Annotated in this window: 15 protein-coding genes and 1 pseudogene; 12 read left to right on the plus strand and 4 right to left on the minus strand. The window is 55.1% G+C overall.

The window, feature by feature from the left end; genetic code table 11:
- Positions 1-63: 63 nt before the first annotated feature.
- Positions 64-975 carry a UDP-3-O-acyl-N-acetylglucosamine deacetylase gene (lpxC, locus tag Q3Y66_RS07545; protein ID WP_008958694.1) on the plus strand — a complete coding sequence of 304 codons (912 nt, stop codon included), beginning with the start codon at positions 64-66 and terminating at the stop codon, positions 973-975.
- 182 nt (positions 976-1,157) lie between these two features.
- Here lpxC and Q3Y66_RS07550 read toward each other — a convergent pair whose 3' ends face one another.
- Complete coding sequence (locus Q3Y66_RS07550) at positions 1,158-1,622, minus strand: DUF721 domain-containing protein (protein ID WP_008958695.1); 465 nt, start codon at positions 1,620-1,622, stop codon at positions 1,158-1,160.
- A gap of 112 nt (positions 1,623-1,734) precedes the next feature.
- On the opposite strand from Q3Y66_RS07550, the gene Q3Y66_RS07555 reads away from it, so the two are divergent.
- The 4 genes from Q3Y66_RS07555 (at position 1,735) to Q3Y66_RS07570 (ending at position 7,297) form a co-directional block, all read left to right on the plus strand.
- On the plus strand, positions 1,735-2,097 hold the full coding sequence (locus tag Q3Y66_RS07555) for a hypothetical protein (protein ID WP_008958696.1): 363 nt from the start codon (positions 1,735-1,737) through the stop codon (positions 2,095-2,097).
- A 105-nt stretch (positions 2,098-2,202) separates the two neighbouring features.
- A complete protein-coding gene (gene secA, locus Q3Y66_RS07560; protein WP_008958697.1) occupies positions 2,203-4,935 on the plus strand; it encodes a preprotein translocase subunit SecA in 2,733 nt (910 codons plus the stop codon).
- A 54-nt stretch (positions 4,936-4,989) separates the two neighbouring features.
- Entirely contained in the window at positions 4,990-6,219 is a 1,230-nt protein-coding gene (argJ, locus tag Q3Y66_RS07565; RefSeq protein WP_303319543.1) for a bifunctional glutamate N-acetyltransferase/amino-acid acetyltransferase ArgJ, read from the plus strand.
- Positions 6,220-6,340: 121 nt separating this feature from the next.
- Positions 6,341-7,297: a Nudix family hydrolase gene (locus tag Q3Y66_RS07570; protein ID WP_008956824.1), complete on the plus strand. Its 957-nt coding sequence runs from the start codon at positions 6,341-6,343 to the stop codon at positions 7,295-7,297.
- Positions 7,298-7,384: 87 nt separating this feature from the next.
- Here the strand turns inward: Q3Y66_RS07570 and Q3Y66_RS07575 are convergent.
- Both Q3Y66_RS07575 and Q3Y66_RS07580 read right to left on the minus strand, forming a co-directional pair.
- Positions 7,385-8,286: pseudogene (locus Q3Y66_RS07575) on the minus strand (carbon-nitrogen hydrolase).
- Positions 8,287-8,296: 10 nt separating this feature from the next.
- Complete coding sequence (locus Q3Y66_RS07580; protein WP_035586257.1) at positions 8,297-9,364, minus strand: agmatine/peptidylarginine deiminase; 1,068 nt, start codon at positions 9,362-9,364, stop codon at positions 8,297-8,299.
- Between the two features lie 180 nt (positions 9,365-9,544).
- Here Q3Y66_RS07580 and Q3Y66_RS07585 point away from each other — a divergent pair, with 180 nt between their 5' ends.
- Positions 9,545-10,786: a lipoprotein-releasing ABC transporter permease subunit gene (locus Q3Y66_RS07585; protein WP_008956821.1), complete on the plus strand. Its 1,242-nt coding sequence runs from the start codon at positions 9,545-9,547 to the stop codon at positions 10,784-10,786.
- A 25-nt stretch (positions 10,787-10,811) separates the two neighbouring features.
- Positions 10,812-11,540: an ABC transporter ATP-binding protein gene (locus Q3Y66_RS07590; protein ID WP_008956820.1), complete on the plus strand. Its 729-nt coding sequence runs from the start codon at positions 10,812-10,814 to the stop codon at positions 11,538-11,540.
- A 23-nt stretch (positions 11,541-11,563) separates the two neighbouring features.
- On the opposite strand, the gene Q3Y66_RS07595 is transcribed toward Q3Y66_RS07590, so the two are convergent.
- Complete coding sequence (locus Q3Y66_RS07595; RefSeq protein ID WP_008956819.1) at positions 11,564-12,115, minus strand: DUF2062 domain-containing protein; 552 nt, start codon at positions 12,113-12,115, stop codon at positions 11,564-11,566.
- Between the two features lie 97 nt (positions 12,116-12,212).
- Between Q3Y66_RS07595 and Q3Y66_RS07600 the strand changes: the two genes are divergently transcribed.
- From Q3Y66_RS07600 to kdsB, 5 genes are read left to right on the plus strand one after another with little or no spacing between them, the layout of a single operon-like run.
- Positions 12,213-14,480 (plus strand): DNA internalization-related competence protein ComEC/Rec2, encoded by a 2,268-nt coding sequence (locus Q3Y66_RS07600; protein ID WP_008956818.1) that lies wholly within the window; start codon positions 12,213-12,215, stop codon positions 14,478-14,480.
- 56 nt (positions 14,481-14,536) lie between these two features.
- Positions 14,537-16,273 carry a lipid A export permease/ATP-binding protein MsbA gene (msbA, locus tag Q3Y66_RS07605; protein ID WP_008956817.1) on the plus strand — a complete coding sequence of 579 codons (1,737 nt, stop codon included), beginning with the start codon at positions 14,537-14,539 and terminating at the stop codon, positions 16,271-16,273.
- Complete coding sequence (lpxK, locus tag Q3Y66_RS07610; protein ID WP_008956816.1) at positions 16,270-17,298, plus strand: tetraacyldisaccharide 4'-kinase; 1,029 nt, start codon at positions 16,270-16,272, stop codon at positions 17,296-17,298. The genes msbA and lpxK overlap by 4 nt, the downstream gene beginning before the upstream one ends.
- A 13-nt stretch (positions 17,299-17,311) precedes the next feature.
- A complete protein-coding gene (locus tag Q3Y66_RS07615; protein WP_008956815.1) occupies positions 17,312-17,557 on the plus strand; it encodes a Trm112 family protein in 246 nt (81 codons plus the stop codon).
- The gene (gene kdsB / locus Q3Y66_RS07620; RefSeq protein WP_008956814.1) at positions 17,557-18,333 is read left to right on the plus strand and encodes a 3-deoxy-manno-octulosonate cytidylyltransferase; all 777 of its coding nucleotides are present in this window, start codon (positions 17,557-17,559) and stop codon (positions 18,331-18,333) included. Before Q3Y66_RS07615 ends, kdsB begins: the two co-directional genes overlap by 1 nt.
- Positions 18,334-18,341 lie beyond the last annotated feature (8 nt).

The following is an 18,341-nucleotide window of genomic DNA, read 5'->3' on the forward strand; positions in this document are numbered from 1 at the left end:
TGAACACTGTTTGATAACTTTTTCTCTACGGTCACTGCCGTCACCAGAGTTCGATTACTGCCCATGATCAGACAACGCACCCTACAAAACGTCATTCGCGCCACCGGAGTGGGCCTGCATTCTGGCAAAAAAGTCCACTTAGCGTTGCGTCCGGCGCCCGCCAATACTGGGATTGTGTTTGTTAGAACCGATCTGGATCCTGTCGTACACGTGCCAGCGCGCGCTGAATTGGTTGAAGATACCAAGCTGTGTACAGCACTCTCCAATAATGGGGTTAAGGTTGCTACCGTTGAGCACCTTATGTCGGCTTTTGCAGGGCTGGGGATTGATAACGCTTATGTGGACGTAAGCGAACCTGAAGTGCCGATTATGGATGGAAGTGCTAGCCCGTTTGTATTTTTGATTCAGTCAGCGGGTATTTTGGAACAGGATGCTGCGAAGAAATTTATTCGCATCAAGCATCGTGTAGCGGTTACCGATGGTGATAAAGAGGCTGTTTTCTTGCCCCACCAAGGTTTTAAAGTCTCGTTTGCGATTGATTTTGACCACCCCGTTTTTGAACAGCAGAAACAGACGGCGCTGATCGATTTTTCGACCACATCTTTTGTCAAAGAAGTGTCGCGCGCGCGTACCTTTGGTTTTATGCGTGATTTAGAGTTTTTACGCTCTAACAATTTGGCATTAGGCGGCAGTTTAGACAATGCGATCGTGGTAGACGATTACCGCATTGTTAACGAAGGTGGTTTGCGCTACGAAGATGAGTTCGTCAAGCATAAAGTATTAGATGCCATCGGGGATTTATACCAGTTGGGTTACAGTCTGATTGGTGAGTTTCGTGGTGTTAAGTCAGGACATGCGCTGAATAATCAGCTGTGTCGTGAGCTGATGGCTCAGCCTGACGCTTATGAAATAGTGACGTTTGAAGAAGATAAGGCCGTGGCGCCGATCTCTTATGCTGCGCCCGCAATGGCATAATATAGCCGCTTATAGAAAAGCGGCTATTAGCTAATAAGGTAGTCCGAAGAGTTATCGTAGCAATGGTAATATCAATAAAGCATCGCTTAGGCGGTGCTTTATGCATTTTGCCGCCAGCATACGTTTTACGCCAAGAGCGTTATAGCCGGTAAATTTGTTTGCCATAGCCCTTATGGCAACTGTTACTCGTTGGGTGGCCGAGCATGAGAGGCAAGCCGTTCAAGGGCGCGCTTTAACGTGGGATTGGTCGTGTCTTCAGCGCATTCAGCCAGTGTTTTGCCTGCATCTGCTGAAAGGCTGCGTGTATTACGTGGCGGGGGCACGATAGGGTGCACTGGGCGCACTTTAAAGGTAAAGCCGCTCACGCTTTCAAAGCCAGGTAACTGATGAAGTAGCTCTAATAGGCGACGCTGCTCAAAACGTAACCAGGTTAGCCAGCCTGCTTGACCACTGATCAGTGTTAAGCGACCTTCGCGAAAGCCACCGACAAAAATATGTTCACGCATCTCTTCGGGCAGGTGCGCGCGAAGATGCTGCTGCGCCTGGTCAATTAAACGAGATAGGCGCATTAACTGACTAATATCGCCCGACTTTGAGAGTAGGCGGGCAATGGGCTGTGCGCGAGAACGCTTAACCTTTATACTCATACGCTTAATTCCTAGGGCACCGCTATCCTAGGGTGCCGCTAATGATGACGTCGGAGACATTAACCGATCTCATTTTAGCAGATTTTACCACGCTCAGGAGCCGGTCTACAGCATGTCACCTACGCTTGATGTTCAATCAGCTTTGCCGCGGCGCCATCGCCGCTATGGCTTAGCGCGTTGGTGGCTGGCCGGCTTGTTAGTGAGCTGCCTATTACCCGCGAGTTTAAGCCCCGCGGATGCTTTTCGCAGTGGCGAACGCAGCGTTACTATCTGTTTATGGGTACCCGCGATTTTACGTGCGCAGTCGCACTGGGTTGCTAAACGGCAGCGCGCCCTGCGCCGTTGGGCTCAACGCCCTAGGCGCTTTGCCCCGGTGCGGCGTCTAAGCAGTTGGCTTGCGCCGATGGCCCTGCTGGTGGCAGCGCGCGATGTCTTGACTCAGCGCGGCCCTCCTACCCATCAAGTATGCCGTTAAGATACTTACTTTGTCCCTACGCTGGTAGGTAAAAGACCTGAAGAAAAAGGGTCTGCCGTATATAGGCAAAGTCCGATGGGTTGTTCGTGAATACTTGGATATTTCATGCTTAATAATTTATTACGTAAAGTCGTTGGTTCTAAAAATGACCGCGATGTTAAACGCATGCACAAAAATGTGCCTCAGATTAATGCCCTAGAAGCAGAGTTTGAGGCATTAAGTGACGCTGATTTGCAGCAAAAAACAGCGCAATTGCGCGAACGCCTGGCGTCAGGTGAGCCACTCGATGCGCTGTTAGCTCCCGCCTTTGCAATCGTCCGCGAGGCCAGTAAGCGCGTTATGGGCATGCGCCACTTTGACGTGCAGATGGTGGGTGGTATGACCCTGCACCGTGGCCGTATTGCAGAAATGAAAACCGGTGAAGGTAAAACCCTGGTGGCAACGCTGGCGGTGTATCTGAATGCGCTGACGGAGAAAGGCGTTCACGTGGTGACCGTGAACGACTATTTGGCCCGTCGTGATGCTGAGTGGATGCGGCCGTTGTATGAATTTCTAGGCCTTTCCATTGGTGTTATTTTCTCCGGCCAGTCTGGCGAAGAGAAGCGTCATGCCTATCAGTGCGATATTACCTACGGTACCAATAACGAGTTCGGCTTTGATTATCTACGCGATAACATGGCGTTTTCGTTAGAAGACAAAGTGCAGCGTGGCTTGCATTTTGCGATTGTCGATGAAGTTGACTCGATTCTTATCGATGAAGCGCGTACGCCGCTGATTATTTCGGGCGCGGTAGACGAAAATACGGATCTCTATAAAGTCGTTAATCAGTTGGCTCAGCAGCTTGAGAAAGGCGAAGAGAGTGAAGATGACGATGCCCCGGTGGTCGGCGACTTCTTAGTTGACGAAAAGCAGAAACAGGTAGAGCTAACGGAACAGGGGCATAACAAAGTTGAAGAGCTAATGCGCGGCGAGGGTTTATTGGGCGATGAAGAGTCGCTCTATGCCGCGCAAAACCTCAATTTGCTTCAGCATATGCATTCGGCCCTGCGCGCCCGCTACCTCTATAATCGTGATGTCGATTATATCGTTTCTGAAGGTCAGGTAGTCATCGTCGACGAACACACTGGCCGTTCTATGCCAGGGCGCCGTTGGTCGGAAGGCTTGCACCAGGCTGTAGAAGCCAAAGAGGGCGTTACGGTACAGCGCGAAAGCCAAACGCTTGCCTCGACCACCTTCCAGAACTATTTCCGTCTGTATGAGAAGTTAGCCGGTATGACCGGTACAGCGGATACTGAAGCCTTTGAATTTCGTCAAATTTATGGCCTCGACGTGGTGGTTATTCCTACCAACCGTCCATTGGCACGTAAAGACCTGAACGATCTGGTCTATTTGAGCGCTGAAGAGAAATACGAAGCGATCATTAAAGATGTCAAAACTGAGACAGAAGCTGGGCGCCCTGTGCTGGTTGGTACGGCCTCAATTGAAACATCGGAGTACCTTGCCAACCTGATGCGAGAGGCCGGCCTCGCGTTCAACGTGCTTAACGCCAAACAGCACCAGAGTGAAGCCGAAATTATCGCTCAGGCAGGCCGCCCAGGGGCAATTACCATCGCCACCAACATGGCTGGCCGGGGTACCGATATTGTGCTGGGCGGCAATTGGGAGGCTGAATCGGCCAAGCTACAAAACCCAAGCCAAGAGCAGGTTGATGCGTTAAAGGCTGAGTGGCAGGCACGCCACGATGCTGTGTTGGCCGCCGGCGGCTTACATGTGGTGGGGTCTGAGCGCCATGAGTCTCGGCGTATCGACAATCAGCTGCGTGGCCGTGCTGGTCGCCAGGGCGACCCCGGCTCCACGCGGTTCTTCTTGTCGCTTGAAGACAGCCTGATGCGTCTGTTTGGCTCTGATCGTGTTAAGCGCTTGATGCAGGCGTTAGGGCTTGAGCATGGTGAAGCCATTGAGCATAAGATGGTCTCCAATGCGGTTGAGCGTGCCCAGAAAAAAGTCGAAGGGCGTAACTTCGATATTCGTAAGCAGCTGCTTGAGTACGATGACGTTGCCAACGACCAGCGCCGGGTGATCTACGACCAGCGTAATGAAATTCTCGCCGCGGACGATGTGGCTGATGCCGTTATCGGTATTCGTGAAGAGGTAATGGAAACGGCAATTAGCAGCTATGTTCCTCCTCAGAGCCTGCCCGAACAGTGGGATTTGCCCGGTTTGGAAGCGCACCTGAAAACAGAGTTTAATCTTGATGCGCCCGTGGTTAAGTGGGCTGCTGAGGATGATCGCTTTAGCGAGGAGCAGTTACGCGAGCGACTGCAGACCATGCACCGTGAAGCCTATGCGGCAAAAGTGGCTGCAGCGGGCGAGAAACTGATTCGTCGCTTTGAGAAGCAAGTCATGCTGCAGGTGTTGGATACGCGCTGGAAAGAGCACCTTCAGTCAATGGATCATCTGCGCCGTGGTATTCACCTGCGTGGCTATGCCCAGAAAAACCCCAAGCAAGAGTACAAGCGTGAATCGTTTGAGCTCTTCCAACACCTGCTTGACCATATTAAAGAAGATGTAACGCGCATTCTGAGCCACGTTCAGGTTCGCCAGCCCGAGGAAGTGGATGCCCTTGAGCGTCAACGCCGCGAAGCGCTGGAGCGCGAAACCGCCACCGCCGCTAGTCGCCATGACGCCCCGGCCCCTGAGCAGACTGAGAGCGAACATGAGACGTCAGGCAGTGAAGGGCGTCCGGTGCGTCGCGAAGGCCCCAAAGTGGGCCGTAACGACCCCTGTTTTTGTGGTTCAGGTAAAAAGTACAAGCAGTGCTGTGGAAAATTAAGCTAACGGCGATTGTGTCTGAGATAGCGTCTGACCAAGGTTTGCCTAAAGGAGAGAATCATGGCAGTGGGAAACACTCCCTTTCCAGAGTTGCCACCCCTGCAAGGGGTGCGCCTTGGGGTTGCAATGGCGGGTATCAAAAAGCCGAATCGTCGTGATGTGGTGGTGATTGAACTGCCCGACACAGCGACGGTGTCGGGGGTTTTTACCCGTAACGCCTTTTGTGCAGCGCCGGTAGTAGTGGCCAAGCAGCACCTTGAACAGCGCCGTGCGGAGCACCGCTCTCCGCGTTATTGGTTGATCAATACCGGCAACGCGAACGCGGGCACTGGCGAGGCAGGCTTGCGCGATGCGCGGGCATGCTGTGCTGAGCTTGCCAAGCAGGTGGGAGTTGCGACTGAAGATATAATGCCATTCTCAACCGGTGTGATTGGTGAACCGCTGCCAATGGAGAAACTGCTAGCGGGATTAGCACCGGCGCTTGAAAGTTTGTCCAGCGACAGTGTTGCCTGGGAGCACGCAGGCGAGGGCATTTTAACCACTGATACCCGGGCCAAAGGGGCCAGTGTCACGGTTGAAATAGGTAATCAGCAGGTAACGATTAACGGCATCACGAAAGGGTCGGGCATGATCAAGCCCAACATGGCGACCATGTTGGGCTTTGTGGTGACCGATGCAGCTATCGAGGCACCGCTACTGGATCGGCTTCTGCGTGAAACCGTCGACCGCTCGTTTAACTGCATCACGGTGGATAGCGATACCTCTACCAATGACGCCTGTATGTTGGCAGCGACTGGCACAGGCCCTCGAATCGCTGATGAAGCGCAGATAGCCGCGTTCAGTAACGCTTTACAACGGGTAATGACCGAGCTGGCGCAAGCGATCATTCGCGATGCTGAAGGGGCGACCAAGTTCGTTACCCTGCAGGTTGGCGAAGCGCAAAGTCGTCAAGAAGCACTTGATGTAGCTTTCACCGTTGCTCACTCGCCGCTGGTCAAAACAGCGCTGTACGCTTCTGATGCCAACTGGGGGCGAATTCTAGCAGCCGTCGGGCGGGCGCCGGTGAACGACTTTGACGTTAACCGCGTGGTGATTGACTTAGGCGATGTGCGTTTAGTCGAACAAGGCGGACGCGCGGCAGGTTACACCGAAGCAGCAGGAAGCGCTGTCATGGCGCAGTCAGAAATTACCATTCGCATTAACTTGGGGCGCGGCGAAGAGAGTGCCACGGTGTGGACCTCTGACCTCTCTCATGACTATGTGTCTATCAACGCGGATTACCGTAGCTAGTCGGTCGCTCTCAGCCGAGGGCATTGGTTGGCAGGGGTAATGGACACACGCAGCGAGATAGCGCCGATGGCAAAAGCGTTGGTGCGCGCAGTGGATCAAGACGTAACGAGTATATGAGTATATGAGCATAAAGGTAAAACGACGGGTTCACGTCGCGGCAGCTGCGATTATCAGCGCCGATCAACAGCAAGTACTGATCGCCCGTCGGCCGTCAAACGTTGATCATGGCGGACTGTGGGAGTTTCCAGGTGGCAAACTAGCACCTTATGAGACCGGTCTTGAAGGATTAAAGCGAGAACTGCATGAAGAGCTGGGCGTCGAGATTGTTTGTGCTCAGCCGTTGATTCGCGTTCACCATGAGTATCCTGACAAGCATATCCTGCTTGATGTCTGGCAGGTGCATGAGTTTGCCGGAGAGCCTTTTGGCCGTGAAGGGCAGGCCGTGCGCTGGGTGCCTATGAGCGAACTCTCCAACTATCCTTTCCCGGCAGCAAATTTACCGATACTGCGGGCGGTAAGGTTGCCTACCGAGTATTTGATCACCAACGAAGAGGCTGATGAAGCGCGTTTTGATGCGTTTTTGGAGCGCGCGCTGCGTGAAGACAAGATTCGCTTGGTGCAGCTGCGTGCCAAGCAGTTGGACGAAGCGGCTTATCTCGCCCGTGCTCAGCGAGCTCTGACCCTATGCCGTGAGTACGGCGCGCGGCTGCTGCTTAATGGTGAGCCTACTCTGCTGGATCATATTGACGCTGATGGCATTCATTTGACCAGCGAGCGTTTGATGCAGCTTGAACGTCGTCCGATTGCTGAAAATAAATGGCTTTCCGCATCGACGCACAACCAGAAGCAGCTTACCCAAGCAGCCGTATTAGGCTGTGACTTTGTCAGCCTGTCGCCGCTGCGCACCACGCCATCGCACCCTGAAGTCGCTCCGCTCGGTTGGCATGACTTTCAACAGTTGGTCGAGCGTGCTGGTATGCCGGTGTTTGCATTAGGCGGTATGACGCGCTTTGATGCCAATCACGCTCGTGCCGTAGGCGCTCAAGGGATCGCCTCAATTCGCGATTTCTGGAAGTAATACGCTGCGTTAATCGGTCGTGGGTCATCAAAAACGCCTGCCTGAGTATTGATCCCAGGCAGGCGTTTTGTTTTCTAGGGGGCGGGGTTAGTCGCGGTAACGGCGAGTTAGATCCCCATAGGCATCTACTCGACGATCCCTCAGGTAGGGCCAAATGCGGCGTGTGTTTTCACTGCGCGCCATATCAAGCTCAACGACTAACTGTTCAGTCTCTTCCCCCGCATGGTCCAATAGTTCACCTTGCGGCCCACAGACAAAACTACCCCCCAGAACTGAATGCCATCGCCGACTTCGGAGTGATCTGCCTCAAAACCAACCCGGTTAGCTACCAGCACGGGTAAACCGTTGGCTACGCCGTGGGCGCGCTGAATTACTGTCCAGGCATCTTTCTGGCGTGCCTTTTCAGCGGCACCGTCATTGGGATCCCAGCCAATCGCAGTGGGGTAGAGCAGTAAGTCCGCACCGGCCAGGGCCATCAATCGGGCGGCTTCCGGATACCACTGATCCCAGCAGACCAGTACGCCAAGACGACCTACGGATGTCTCAATGGGTGTAAAGCCTTCACCGCGGGCGCTGTCATGGTCGCCTGGCGTAAAATAGAACTTCTCATAAAACCCAGGATCATCGGGAATGTGCATCTTGCGGTACTGCCCAACGCGCCCCTTGGCGCGGTCATAGACCACGGCGGTATTGTGGTAAAGCCCTGGGGCGCGGCGTTCAAACAACGAACCGACCAGGACAATGTCCAGCTCCTTAGCGAGTGCTGCAAGACGCTGGCCGGTCGGGCCATCCAACGGCTCTGCTAGGTCAAACAGCGAAGGGTCTTCGAACTGGCAAAAGTAATGAGTGGCATGCAGTTCTTGCAGCAGTACCAACTGAGCGCCTTGCTCAACGGCACTGCGAATACCTGCTTCACTGGTAGCCAGGCTTTGCGCTTTATCAGGCCACGCAGGTTGCTGCACAACAGCGACGGTTAGTGTCGTCGACATGGTGACTCCTTTAGCAAATAGCGGTCGCAGAAAACGTACTCTGGGTAAGCGTGCCTTGTGGAAGCTGCATGGTTAAGCAGTGCAGGCTGCCATGTTGGCGAATAACGCTGACGCACTCAATCGGAATTAGGGTGTGTTCGGGAAATGCACTTGCCAGCGCGTGTAGCGCGGTGACATCCGCCGGGTCGCCGTAAGTAGGAACCAGTACGGCTTGATTGATGATCAGAAAATTAGCGTAAGTGGCTGGCAGGCGGTGGCCGTCATCAGGGTCGAAGCAGGCCTGGGGCCAAGGTAGCGCGATTAAACGGTAGGGTTCACCATTGCGTTGTCGAAACGCCTGTAACGCCTGCTCCATCGCCGCCAGTGCCGGATAATGAGGATCATTGGGATCATCGCAGCGTACATAGGCGATGGTGGTTGGATCGCAAAAACGGGCAAGCGTATCGATATGACTGTCGGTATCGTCGCCTTCTAAATGACCATTGGCCAGCCACAATACGCGGTCAACACCAAAATCTTGGGCGAGCTGGGCTTCTACATCTTCTCGCGATAGCGTTGGGTTGCGGTTGGGATTAAGCAGGCATGCTTCTGTAGTGAGCAGAGTGCCTTCTCCATCGGTTTCGATACCGCCACCTTCCAGCACTAAATTCCGTGTCGCTACCGGGCAAGCCCAAACGCCCGCCTCGGCAAGCCACTGGGTAAGCCGATTATCACGCTCAGCGGGGAATTTACCGCCCCAGCCGGTGAAGGTGTAATCAAGCATCAGCATCTGGCCCTGGTCGTCGATAACACTGATCGGCCCATGGTCTCTCGCCCAGGTATCATCAGTGGGTGCGACAATAAGCTGCAGCCGGGAAGCAGGCACGCCGTAAGCGTCAAATGTAGTGGCTAAGCGTTGTTGCGTTAACTCATCGGGCACACAAATCAGCACGCGCTGAAAGCGTGTCGTGGCGATCACAATGCGTTCCAGGGTGGCTTCGATGCGAGCAAGCAAGGGCGCCCAATCGCCGTCTGGCCGCGGCCAGGTCAATTGTATTCCGTCTTGGGGATACCATTCGGGTAGCAAACGATAAGTCATAAAAGCGCAGGCCCACGGTCAGCAGTAAATCGGCGCAATGTAGGCGGTGGCGGGGCAAGTTGCAAGCATAAGGTTTTTAATCTGAACGCTCGCAGGGCTGATCGCTCTAATGGCCGTTTGGAACATGCAGCGAGACTAAAAAAACCGTACCATGAGCGCTTATTGATAAGGAATGACGCCATGCTTGATCGTTTGCCTTTCCTGGTGGGGCTGCGCTACGTGCGCGCTAAACGCCGGAACCACTTTATTTCGTTTATTTCGCTTACCTCAATGCTGGGGTTAATGTTAGGGGTCGCCGTACTTATTCTGGTGTTGTCGGTAATGAACGGCTTTGACCATGAGCTAAGGACGCGCATTTTAGGCATGGTTCCACACGCCAAAATTGAGTCCCGTGTGGGAATGGTCGAATGGGAGTCTCTTGCCGAAGAGCTGATGCAGCGAGAGCGGGTCATTGGCGCGGCGCCTTTTGTCGAGCAGCAGGGCATGTTTTCGGTCGGTGGCCACAATCAGGGTGCCATGGTGAATGGTATTAATCCCGATTGGGAAGACCGTGTCTCCATTATTGGCGAACATATGAGCCAAGGTGCATTAGCCGATTTGGTGCCCGGTGAGTGGAATGTAGTGCTGGGGTCGATGCTGGCGCGCAGCCTGGGTGTTGGCGTTGGGGACCGCGTGACGCTGTTGGTGCCTGAGGCTTCGATTACCCCGGCTGGGGTGTTCCCGCGCTTAAAGCGCTTCACCGTTAGCGGTATTTTTAGTGTCGGTGCTGATTTAGACGCCAACCTGGCCTACGCCAATATTGAAGATATGCAGACGCTTGCCCGCTTGGGTGACGCCATTGGCGGGCTTCGCCTACAGCTCGACGACCTGTTTGCTGCTAGTAGCGAAACTCAGGCCATTCTCAACGAGCTTGGCCCTGAGTACCTTGGCAGCGACTGGACGTTCTCTCATGGCAATTTGTTCCAGGCGATACAGATGGAAAAGCGCATGATTGCGCTGCTATTAACCGTCATTATCGCCGTGGCAGCGTTTAATATCGTCTCTACGCTGGTCATGGTAGTCACCGACAAAAGCGCGGATATCGCCATTCTGCGTACGATAGGTGCTAAGCCGAGCTCGATTATGGGGATTTTTATTGTTCAGGGCATGGCCATTGGGCTGATTGGTATCGCCATGGGGGTGGCCGTTGGTGTACTGCTGGCGCTGACCATCGCTGATCTGATTGGCTGGGTGGAAGGGACATTGGGCATTCAGTTCTTGGATGCTGGGGTTTACTTCATTAGCGATTTACCTTCTCGCTTACAGTGGGATGATGTTAGCCGTATCGTATTGGCAGCCTTTGGGCTGACATTCCTGTCCACGCTCTATCCTGCTTGGCGTGCGGCGCGGGTTCAGCCAGCGGATGTATTGCGCTATGAATAATGGCTTCAGGAATAAGGATGACATGATGTCTACGAATACGGTGTCTACCCACGCACAAACAGACGCAGCCATTATGCTCGATTGCCAAGCGCTGACTAAGACTTACAGCGAAGGCCCTCAGGATCTAACGGTGCTCGATAAGCTCAGCCTGCAAGTGCGCGCTGGAGAGCGGGTGGCTATCGTCGGCAGTTCGGGCTCCGGTAAGACCACATTGCTGAATCTGCTGGGAGGGCTCGACCGCCCCAGCGAAGGCAGTGTGGTGATCGCTGGTGAGCCGCTATCGGGTTTGAATGAAGCGGCGCTGGGCAGCTTTCGAAACCGCTACATTGGGTTTGTGTATCAGTTTCACCACCTGCTGGCGGAGTTCACCGCCGTAGAAAATGCGGCGTTGCCGCTGATTATTCGCGGCCAGTCGAAAAAGGCGGCCGAGCAGCGGGCGATGCAGATATTGGAGCGAGTGGGCATGCAGCCGCGTGCCGACCATAAGCCAGGTGAGCTTTCTGGTGGTGAGCGTCAACGCGTGGCGATTGCCCGGGCACTGGTTACCGACCCCAGCTTGGTGCTGATGGATGAACCCACGGGTAACCTTGATCAGACCACTGCAGCGACTATTTTGGCGCTGATGGATGAGCTGGCCAAAGAGAGCGCCTGTGCCTTTGTGATTGTGACCCACGATGTGAGCCTTGCCGCTCATCAGGATCGTGTGCTTAAGCTGGATGCAGGTAGGTTGGTCGAGCAAACGCCAGCGCGTTAACGATGGAGATAGGCTCTTAAAGCTTAATCATCAAATTCTGCTTCAATCTGCGCACGCCGCTGCCGACGTTTTTGGCGGCGGCGTTTCCAATTATGGGAGACGTGCCAGCGCCAGATTAAGCGGATACCGATATTGACGACGATCGCTAATATCAACGCTGTCACCAGCGAGCCAACGATCAGAGGCGGCATAATGTCGTGCATCTGTTCGGCAATCCAGCGCGTTGAAATACGCGAGGGGGCTTCTCGTACAGGCGCACCGAGTATGAAAGTGCCAATCCGATAATTGCCGTAAAAAATGAGCGGCATTGTTAAAGGGTTAGTGATCCATACCAAACCGATCGAAAGGGCTAAGTTGCAGCGCGTTAAGCGAGCACCCAGCGCAGCGACCACCATCTGAAAAGGGATGGGGAGCATGGCGCAAAACACGCCCACGCTAAACGCATTGGCAACGCTTCGGCGAGTTAGTAGCCACAAACCCGGGTCTGCAATCAGCGGTGCCATAAAGCGTAGCGAGCGCTGTTTTCTGATGGTGTCGGGTTTGGGCATGTAGCGCTGCAGGAACCTGCGCGGCATGACGGATACTCTTACCTATCGATGCTGCCCATTATCCATATAGCGTTGCCCTTCGGCTATGCTAGGCCATCAATGAACATTCGACAGGGAGAGTTCTATGCGGTTAGGGGTCGCCATGCCCGCTGCACTTGCAGCTCTCGCTGGAGGGATTTTGGCATGGTACAGCCATGCCGCTGGGATGACCTCCAATGCGTTCGGATGGGTGCTGGTAGCCGCGTTGTTGATAGTGGCGTGGCAACCCCGCCGAGGTATATGGCTACTGATGGGTCTATGGGTATTTGCAGGCGTTCAGCAGCAATGGGCGAGCCGTTTGCCGACAGGCCTGAGTGGTGAGGATATAGTTGTTGAAGCCACTGTGCTTAACGCTCAGCCGTCGGGAGACGCAACGCGTCTGATCCTGCGTGTTGATAGCTGCCAAGGCCCGGCACAACGACCACGTTGCGCGGTGATAAACAAGGTGCGGGTAACGGCTTATAGCGATCAAGCTTTTTATCCCGGTGAACAGTGGCGAATGACGCTACGTTTGCGGCCTCCCAGTGGTTTTGCCAACCCCGGTACGTTTGATTATGAGCAGTGGCTATGGCGTGAGGGAATTCACGCCACTGGGTATCTGCGCCAAGATCCACCGCCGGTTCGGCTAGCTTCCGCCGGGCCATCGCTGCGTCAGTTGGGGGTGGGTTTTTTAGCCCAGCAGGCGCTGGATGAGCGCACTAAACGCTGGTTGGCGGCGCTGACACTGGGTGATAGCGAACAGCTTACCCAAGATGACTGGTCGTTGTTGAATGCGACCGGCACCACCCATCTGGTCGTTATTTCAGGCTTACACGTTGGGCTGGTGACGTCATTTGTATTGATGCTTGCCAAGCTCGGTGCGCGCTTAACGACGCCTACCAACTGGCGCATGCGCGCTTGGCCTTGGTGGGTGGCGGCAGTAGCCTGCATCAGTTACGCCACGCTTGCCGGGATGGCACCGCCCGCTATGCGTGCCATGGTGATGACGTTGATTGGCCTGTGGGTGCTTAGTGGTCGACATGCACCAAGCCCATGGCAAGGGTGGTGGTTGGCCATTGCGCTGGTGCTCCTCGTTGATCCGTTGGCTCTGTGGCGGCCCGGTATGTGGCTGTCATTTGTGGCGGTGGCATGGTTGATCACTATTTGGCAGGGGCGGCGGCGCCCTCGGGGAATTAAGGGCTGGTGTTGGGCGCTGGTCAGATCGCAGTTACTGCTTGCACCGTTAATGGCCGCCGCTGTGCTGGTAGCATTTGGGCGCATAGCGCCCGCCGCCCCGCTGATTAACCTAGTGGCCGTGCCGTGGGTGAGTTCCATCATGGTGCCTACGGCGTTACTGGGTTGGTTATTATCGCCGGTGCCTTTTCTAGGCCATGCTTTGTGGTGGCTGTTTGAGGCTGCGCTTAATATTTTCCATTTACTGTTGAGCCTCTCTGTCCAGCACTGGCCGCTATGGGAGCCTGATCGGCCATTAACTTATCCGCTGGCCTTTGCGCTGTTGCTACTGTCACTCTGTTGGGGAGTGCCTGCGGTGCTGCCGGGGATGCGGCTAGCCGCTACAGCATTGGTGGTGGCGCTGCCTTTGTGGTCGCTATCGTCAATGACTCCCCAGCAGGGGCTTCGAGTGAGTGTGCATGATGTGGGGCAAGGGCAGTTGATAGAGCTGCGCAGTGAACATTATCGACTGCTTTATGACACTGGACCGCGCTTTCGCGGCGGTTTTATGCCGCTGGAAACGCTGTGGTCGCCGGGTCAGCGCTTTGATCAGGTGATCGTTAGTCACGCCGATAACGACCATGCGGGTGGCGTTAATGCGTTATTAGCCGAGCATCAGGTTAAACAGTGGATAGCGCCCGCTGGTGAGACTCTGTCAATAGACAGCCGGGCGTGCCAGCGAGGTCAAACTTGGCAGCGCGATGGCGTTAATTATCGCTTTTTATGGCCGCCAGCGGGCGCTAATGCTTTGTCGCCCAATGATCGATCCTGCGTGTTGGAAGTCAGTGTAGGCGAGCATCGGCTGCTCATCACGGGGGATGTGAGTACCGAGATAGAGCGACGCTTTTTGCGTGAAGTGGATTCGCCTGTCTCTATGCTTGTCGCGGGGCATCACGGCAGTGGAACGAGTTCGGGTATTCAGTTCGTACGTCATACCGCCCCTGAACATGTTGTTTTTAGCGCAGGACGTGATAATCCTTTTCAGCATCCTGGAGATGCCGTCGTGCGCCGTTTTCGTGATCAGGAGAGCTGTTTGTGGAGTACGGCCCAAGACGGCGCACTGCGTTTTTGGCTGGAAGCTGCTCGTCCTTTTGAGGTTAGAACGACGCGACCACGGTCAAGTCGACGCAATCGGTGTTGAACCACGTCGCCATCAGGTAGAATTCACCGCATTGCACACTATTGCCGGGAGCGCGTGTGGCTGATTCAAGTTGGGGTATTTACAAGCGGTTATTGGGCTATGTTAAGCCACATTGGCGCGCGTTTGCGCTGGCGCTGGTGGGGTTTGTGGTATATGCCGCGTCGAGTACCGCACTGGCGGAAATGATGAAGCGGCTGATTGATGGCATTCAAAACCCGGATGCGGCCTTCCGGTTCTTCTTGCCGCTGTTTGTCATTATTATGTTCTCCGCCCGCGGGGTAGGCACTTTTTTAAGTACTTACTTTATGGCTTATGTGGGACGCTACGTGATTCATACCCTGCGCTGCGATGTATTTGCTCATCTTCTTCATCTGCCTGGCCGGTTTTTTGACCACCACTCCAGCGGTCAACTGGTATCGCGGGTGACCTACCACGTCGAGCAAGTGGCAGGGGCGGCCACCAAGGCGGTGACGATTATTTTACGTGAAGGCCTGTTCGTCGTCGGCTTAGTGCTTTATCTGCTCTGGACCAACTGGATGCTCACGCTACTGTTTTTAGGCGTGACGCCGATTATCGCCGTCGTAGTGAGTTACGTCAGTAAGCGGTTTAGGCGTATCTCCAAGCGCATTCAGCACTCTATGGGCGATGTAACCCATATTGCATCGGAAGCGTTGTCTGGCTATCGCGTAGTGCGCACCCATGGCGCAGAAGATTATGAAAAGCAGCGCTTTGAGCGAGTGAGTGAAGAGAATCGTCGTCAAAGTATGAAAGAGGCCATGACCCGGGCGGTTAGCTCGCCGGTAATTCTGATGCTGGTGGCTATCTCTATGGCGCTGCTGGTATGGCTGGCGATGGCGCCCTCCCTGATGGAGAACATGACTCCCGGTGAGTTTGTCGCCTTTATTACGGCCGCCGCCCTGATGATCAAGCCGGTGCGACAATTGACTGAGATTAACGGTGAGATTCAGAAAGGGTTGGCGGCAGCTTCAGAGCTTTTTGGTCTACTGGATATGACGCCGGAGCAGGATAACGGTAAGCGTATTGCCAGCCGTTTAAGCGGTGAGGTCGTTATCGATAAGGTTAGCTTCCGCTATGCTGACGACCAACCCGAAGTACTGCATGAAATTAATCTACGGCTGGCGCCAGGTGAACTGGTGGCGATAGTCGGTCGCTCGGGAAGTGGTAAATCTACGCTGGTGAGCCTATTGCCGCGCTTCTATCGGCCTAGCCAAGGCATTATCACCATTGATGGCGTCAATGTTGATGAGTACGCGCTTGGGCCGCTGCGCCAGCAGATTGCCTTGGTCTCCCAGCAGGTGACGCTATTTAATGCCTCAATTGCCGATAACATTGCCTATGGGGTGGCTAATCCTGACCCACAGGCTATTCAAGCGGCGGCTGAAGCGGCCTATGCCCACGAGTTTATCGACAAACTACCCGATGGTTATGCGACCACCGTAGGCGAAAACGGCGTGATGCTCTCGGGTGGGCAACGTCAGCGGCTGGCGATTGCTCGGGCTATCTTCAAGGATGCGCCGCTGTTGGTACTCGATGAGGCCACCTCGGCGCTGGATACGGAATCCGAGCGCTATATTCAGAAAGCGCTGGAGCGCGTTTGTGAGGGGCGCACTACATTGGTGATTGCCCACCGCCTGTCCACCATCGAACGGGCCGACCGGATCGTAGTGATGGATCAGGGGCGTATTATTGAAGAGGGTAGCCATCAGGCGTTGTTGGATGCTGATGGCGCCTATGCAGCGCTGCATCAGTTGCAGTTTCAAGAAGCATTATGACCCAGCCTACAAAAGCGCAAAAGACTAGGACACTGGCAGAGCGTTGGCTGCAAGGTGTCTATCAGGGCAGCCGTTGGCTTTGGCCGCTGAAGCCCTTAGGGGCGCTTTATCAATGGGGAATGGCCCGCCGTGAACAGGCCTACCAGCGTGGTAAGAAGGCTACGTGGAAGGCCCCCGTGCCGGTAATTGTGGTCGGCAATATTACCTTAGGCGGGACCGGGAAGTCGCCGTTAGTGGCGTGGTTGGGCAATTGGCTGGTGGCGCAGGGCTGGTCGCCAGGTATTGTTACCCGCGGTTATGGCGGAACATCCTCGCACTATCCCTTGTTTGTCACCGCCGCCACTAATGTTACCGAAAGCGGCGATGAACCCTTGATGCTCGCGCAGCAGACAGGGCTACCGGTAGTGGCAGACCCCAAACGGTCACGCGGCGTGCAGGCGCTAGTGGCGGCGGGTTGCGATATTATTTTGAGCGACGATGGCTTGCAGCACTTGGCGCTGGCGCGGGATATTGAGCTAGTCGTGGTTGATGGTGCCCGCGGTTTAGGTAATGGTCGCTGCTTACCCGCCGGGCCGCTGCGCGAATCGCCCAGCCGGTTGCAACGCGTTGATGCCGTGATCGTCAATGGTGACTCACAACAGACGTTGCCGGTCGGCTCTGTGACCACTATGCAGTTAGCACCGCGTTATTGGCGCCGCTTAGATGACGGTGCTCGGTTTTCGCTAGCGCCGCTGCCGTTTTCGCTACCAGTTCACGCGGTGGCGGGTATTGGCAATCCCGAGCGCTTTTTTCGCACGCTTTCCGATTTGGGGGTCAGTGGTGACTGGCATCCATTGGCCGATCACCAGCAGTACAGCGCTGAGGCGCTAAACTTTACAGATATCCGCCCGGTGATCATGACAGCCAAAGATGCGGTTAAATGTTATGCCCTGGCGCCGCCGAATAGTTGGGTACTAGAGGTGGAAGCAGCGCTTCCACCCGAATTTGAACACTGGCTGGCAGCGCGGCTGTCGGCACTTTCCTAAAGGAGTCACGCGCATGGATAAGGAACTGCTGGCAATGCTGGTCTGCCCGTTGTGTAACGGCAAGCTGAAATATGACCGCGAAGCCCAAGAGCTGCGTTGCCACTACGATGGCTTGGCCTATCCCATTCAAGAGGGTATTCCCGTCATGCTGCCGGAAGAAGCCCGTGCCATGGATGCCGATGAGAAACTGCCTACTTCCCCTGGTCGCGCGCCAGGGAGCGCTTCAGGACGCGCTTCAGGACAATCCGGAGGCGTTTAATGGCTTCTCCTGACGTTGCCGTGCCTGACTTTACGGTTGTCGTACCCGCCCGCTATGGCTCCACCCGTTTGCCCGGCAAGCCGCTGTTAGAAATTGCCGGAGAGCCGATGGTCGCCCACGTATGGCGTCGCGCATGCCAAAGCCATGCCAGCCGGGTTGTGGTGGCCACGGACGATAGCCGCATTCGCGATGCCATGTTGCCCTATGGTGCTGAGGTGATCATGACGCGCGACGATCATCCGTCGGGCACTGACCGCTTAGCCGAAGTGGCTGATATCTTAGCGCTAGCGGATGACGCTCTGCTGGTTAATGTGCAGGGCGATGAGCCTTTGATTCCGCCTGCCTTGATTGATCAAGTGGCTCTTCGCTTGGCCGATGACCCCGAGGCATCGATTGCCACGCTGGCAGAGCCTATCAACGATGTCGACACGCTGTTTAATCCCAATGTGGTCAAGGTGGTGCGCACACTGCAGGGCCGAGCGCTGTATTTCTCGCGTGCGCCCATCCCCTGGGATCGAGAGCATTTCAAACAGGCGCCCACGCTACTGGCGACCGATGCCTGGCTGCGCCATATCGGCCTCTATGCTTACCGCGCAGGTTTTCTAGCGGCTTACCGTGACTGGCCAGCCTCTAGCCTGGAGCAACTTGAACAGCTTGAGCAACTGCGTGCGTTACAAAACGGCCACGCGATACAGGTAGCCTTAGCCTGTGAGGTAAATCCCGCGGGTATTGATACTGCCGAGGATTTAGCCCGTGTGCGTGCGCTGCTTGCCTAGCGCCTAAG

It is taken from the genome of Halomonas sp. HAL1, assembly GCF_030544485.1.
Classification (GTDB): domain Bacteria; phylum Pseudomonadota; class Gammaproteobacteria; order Pseudomonadales; family Halomonadaceae; genus Vreelandella; species Vreelandella arctica.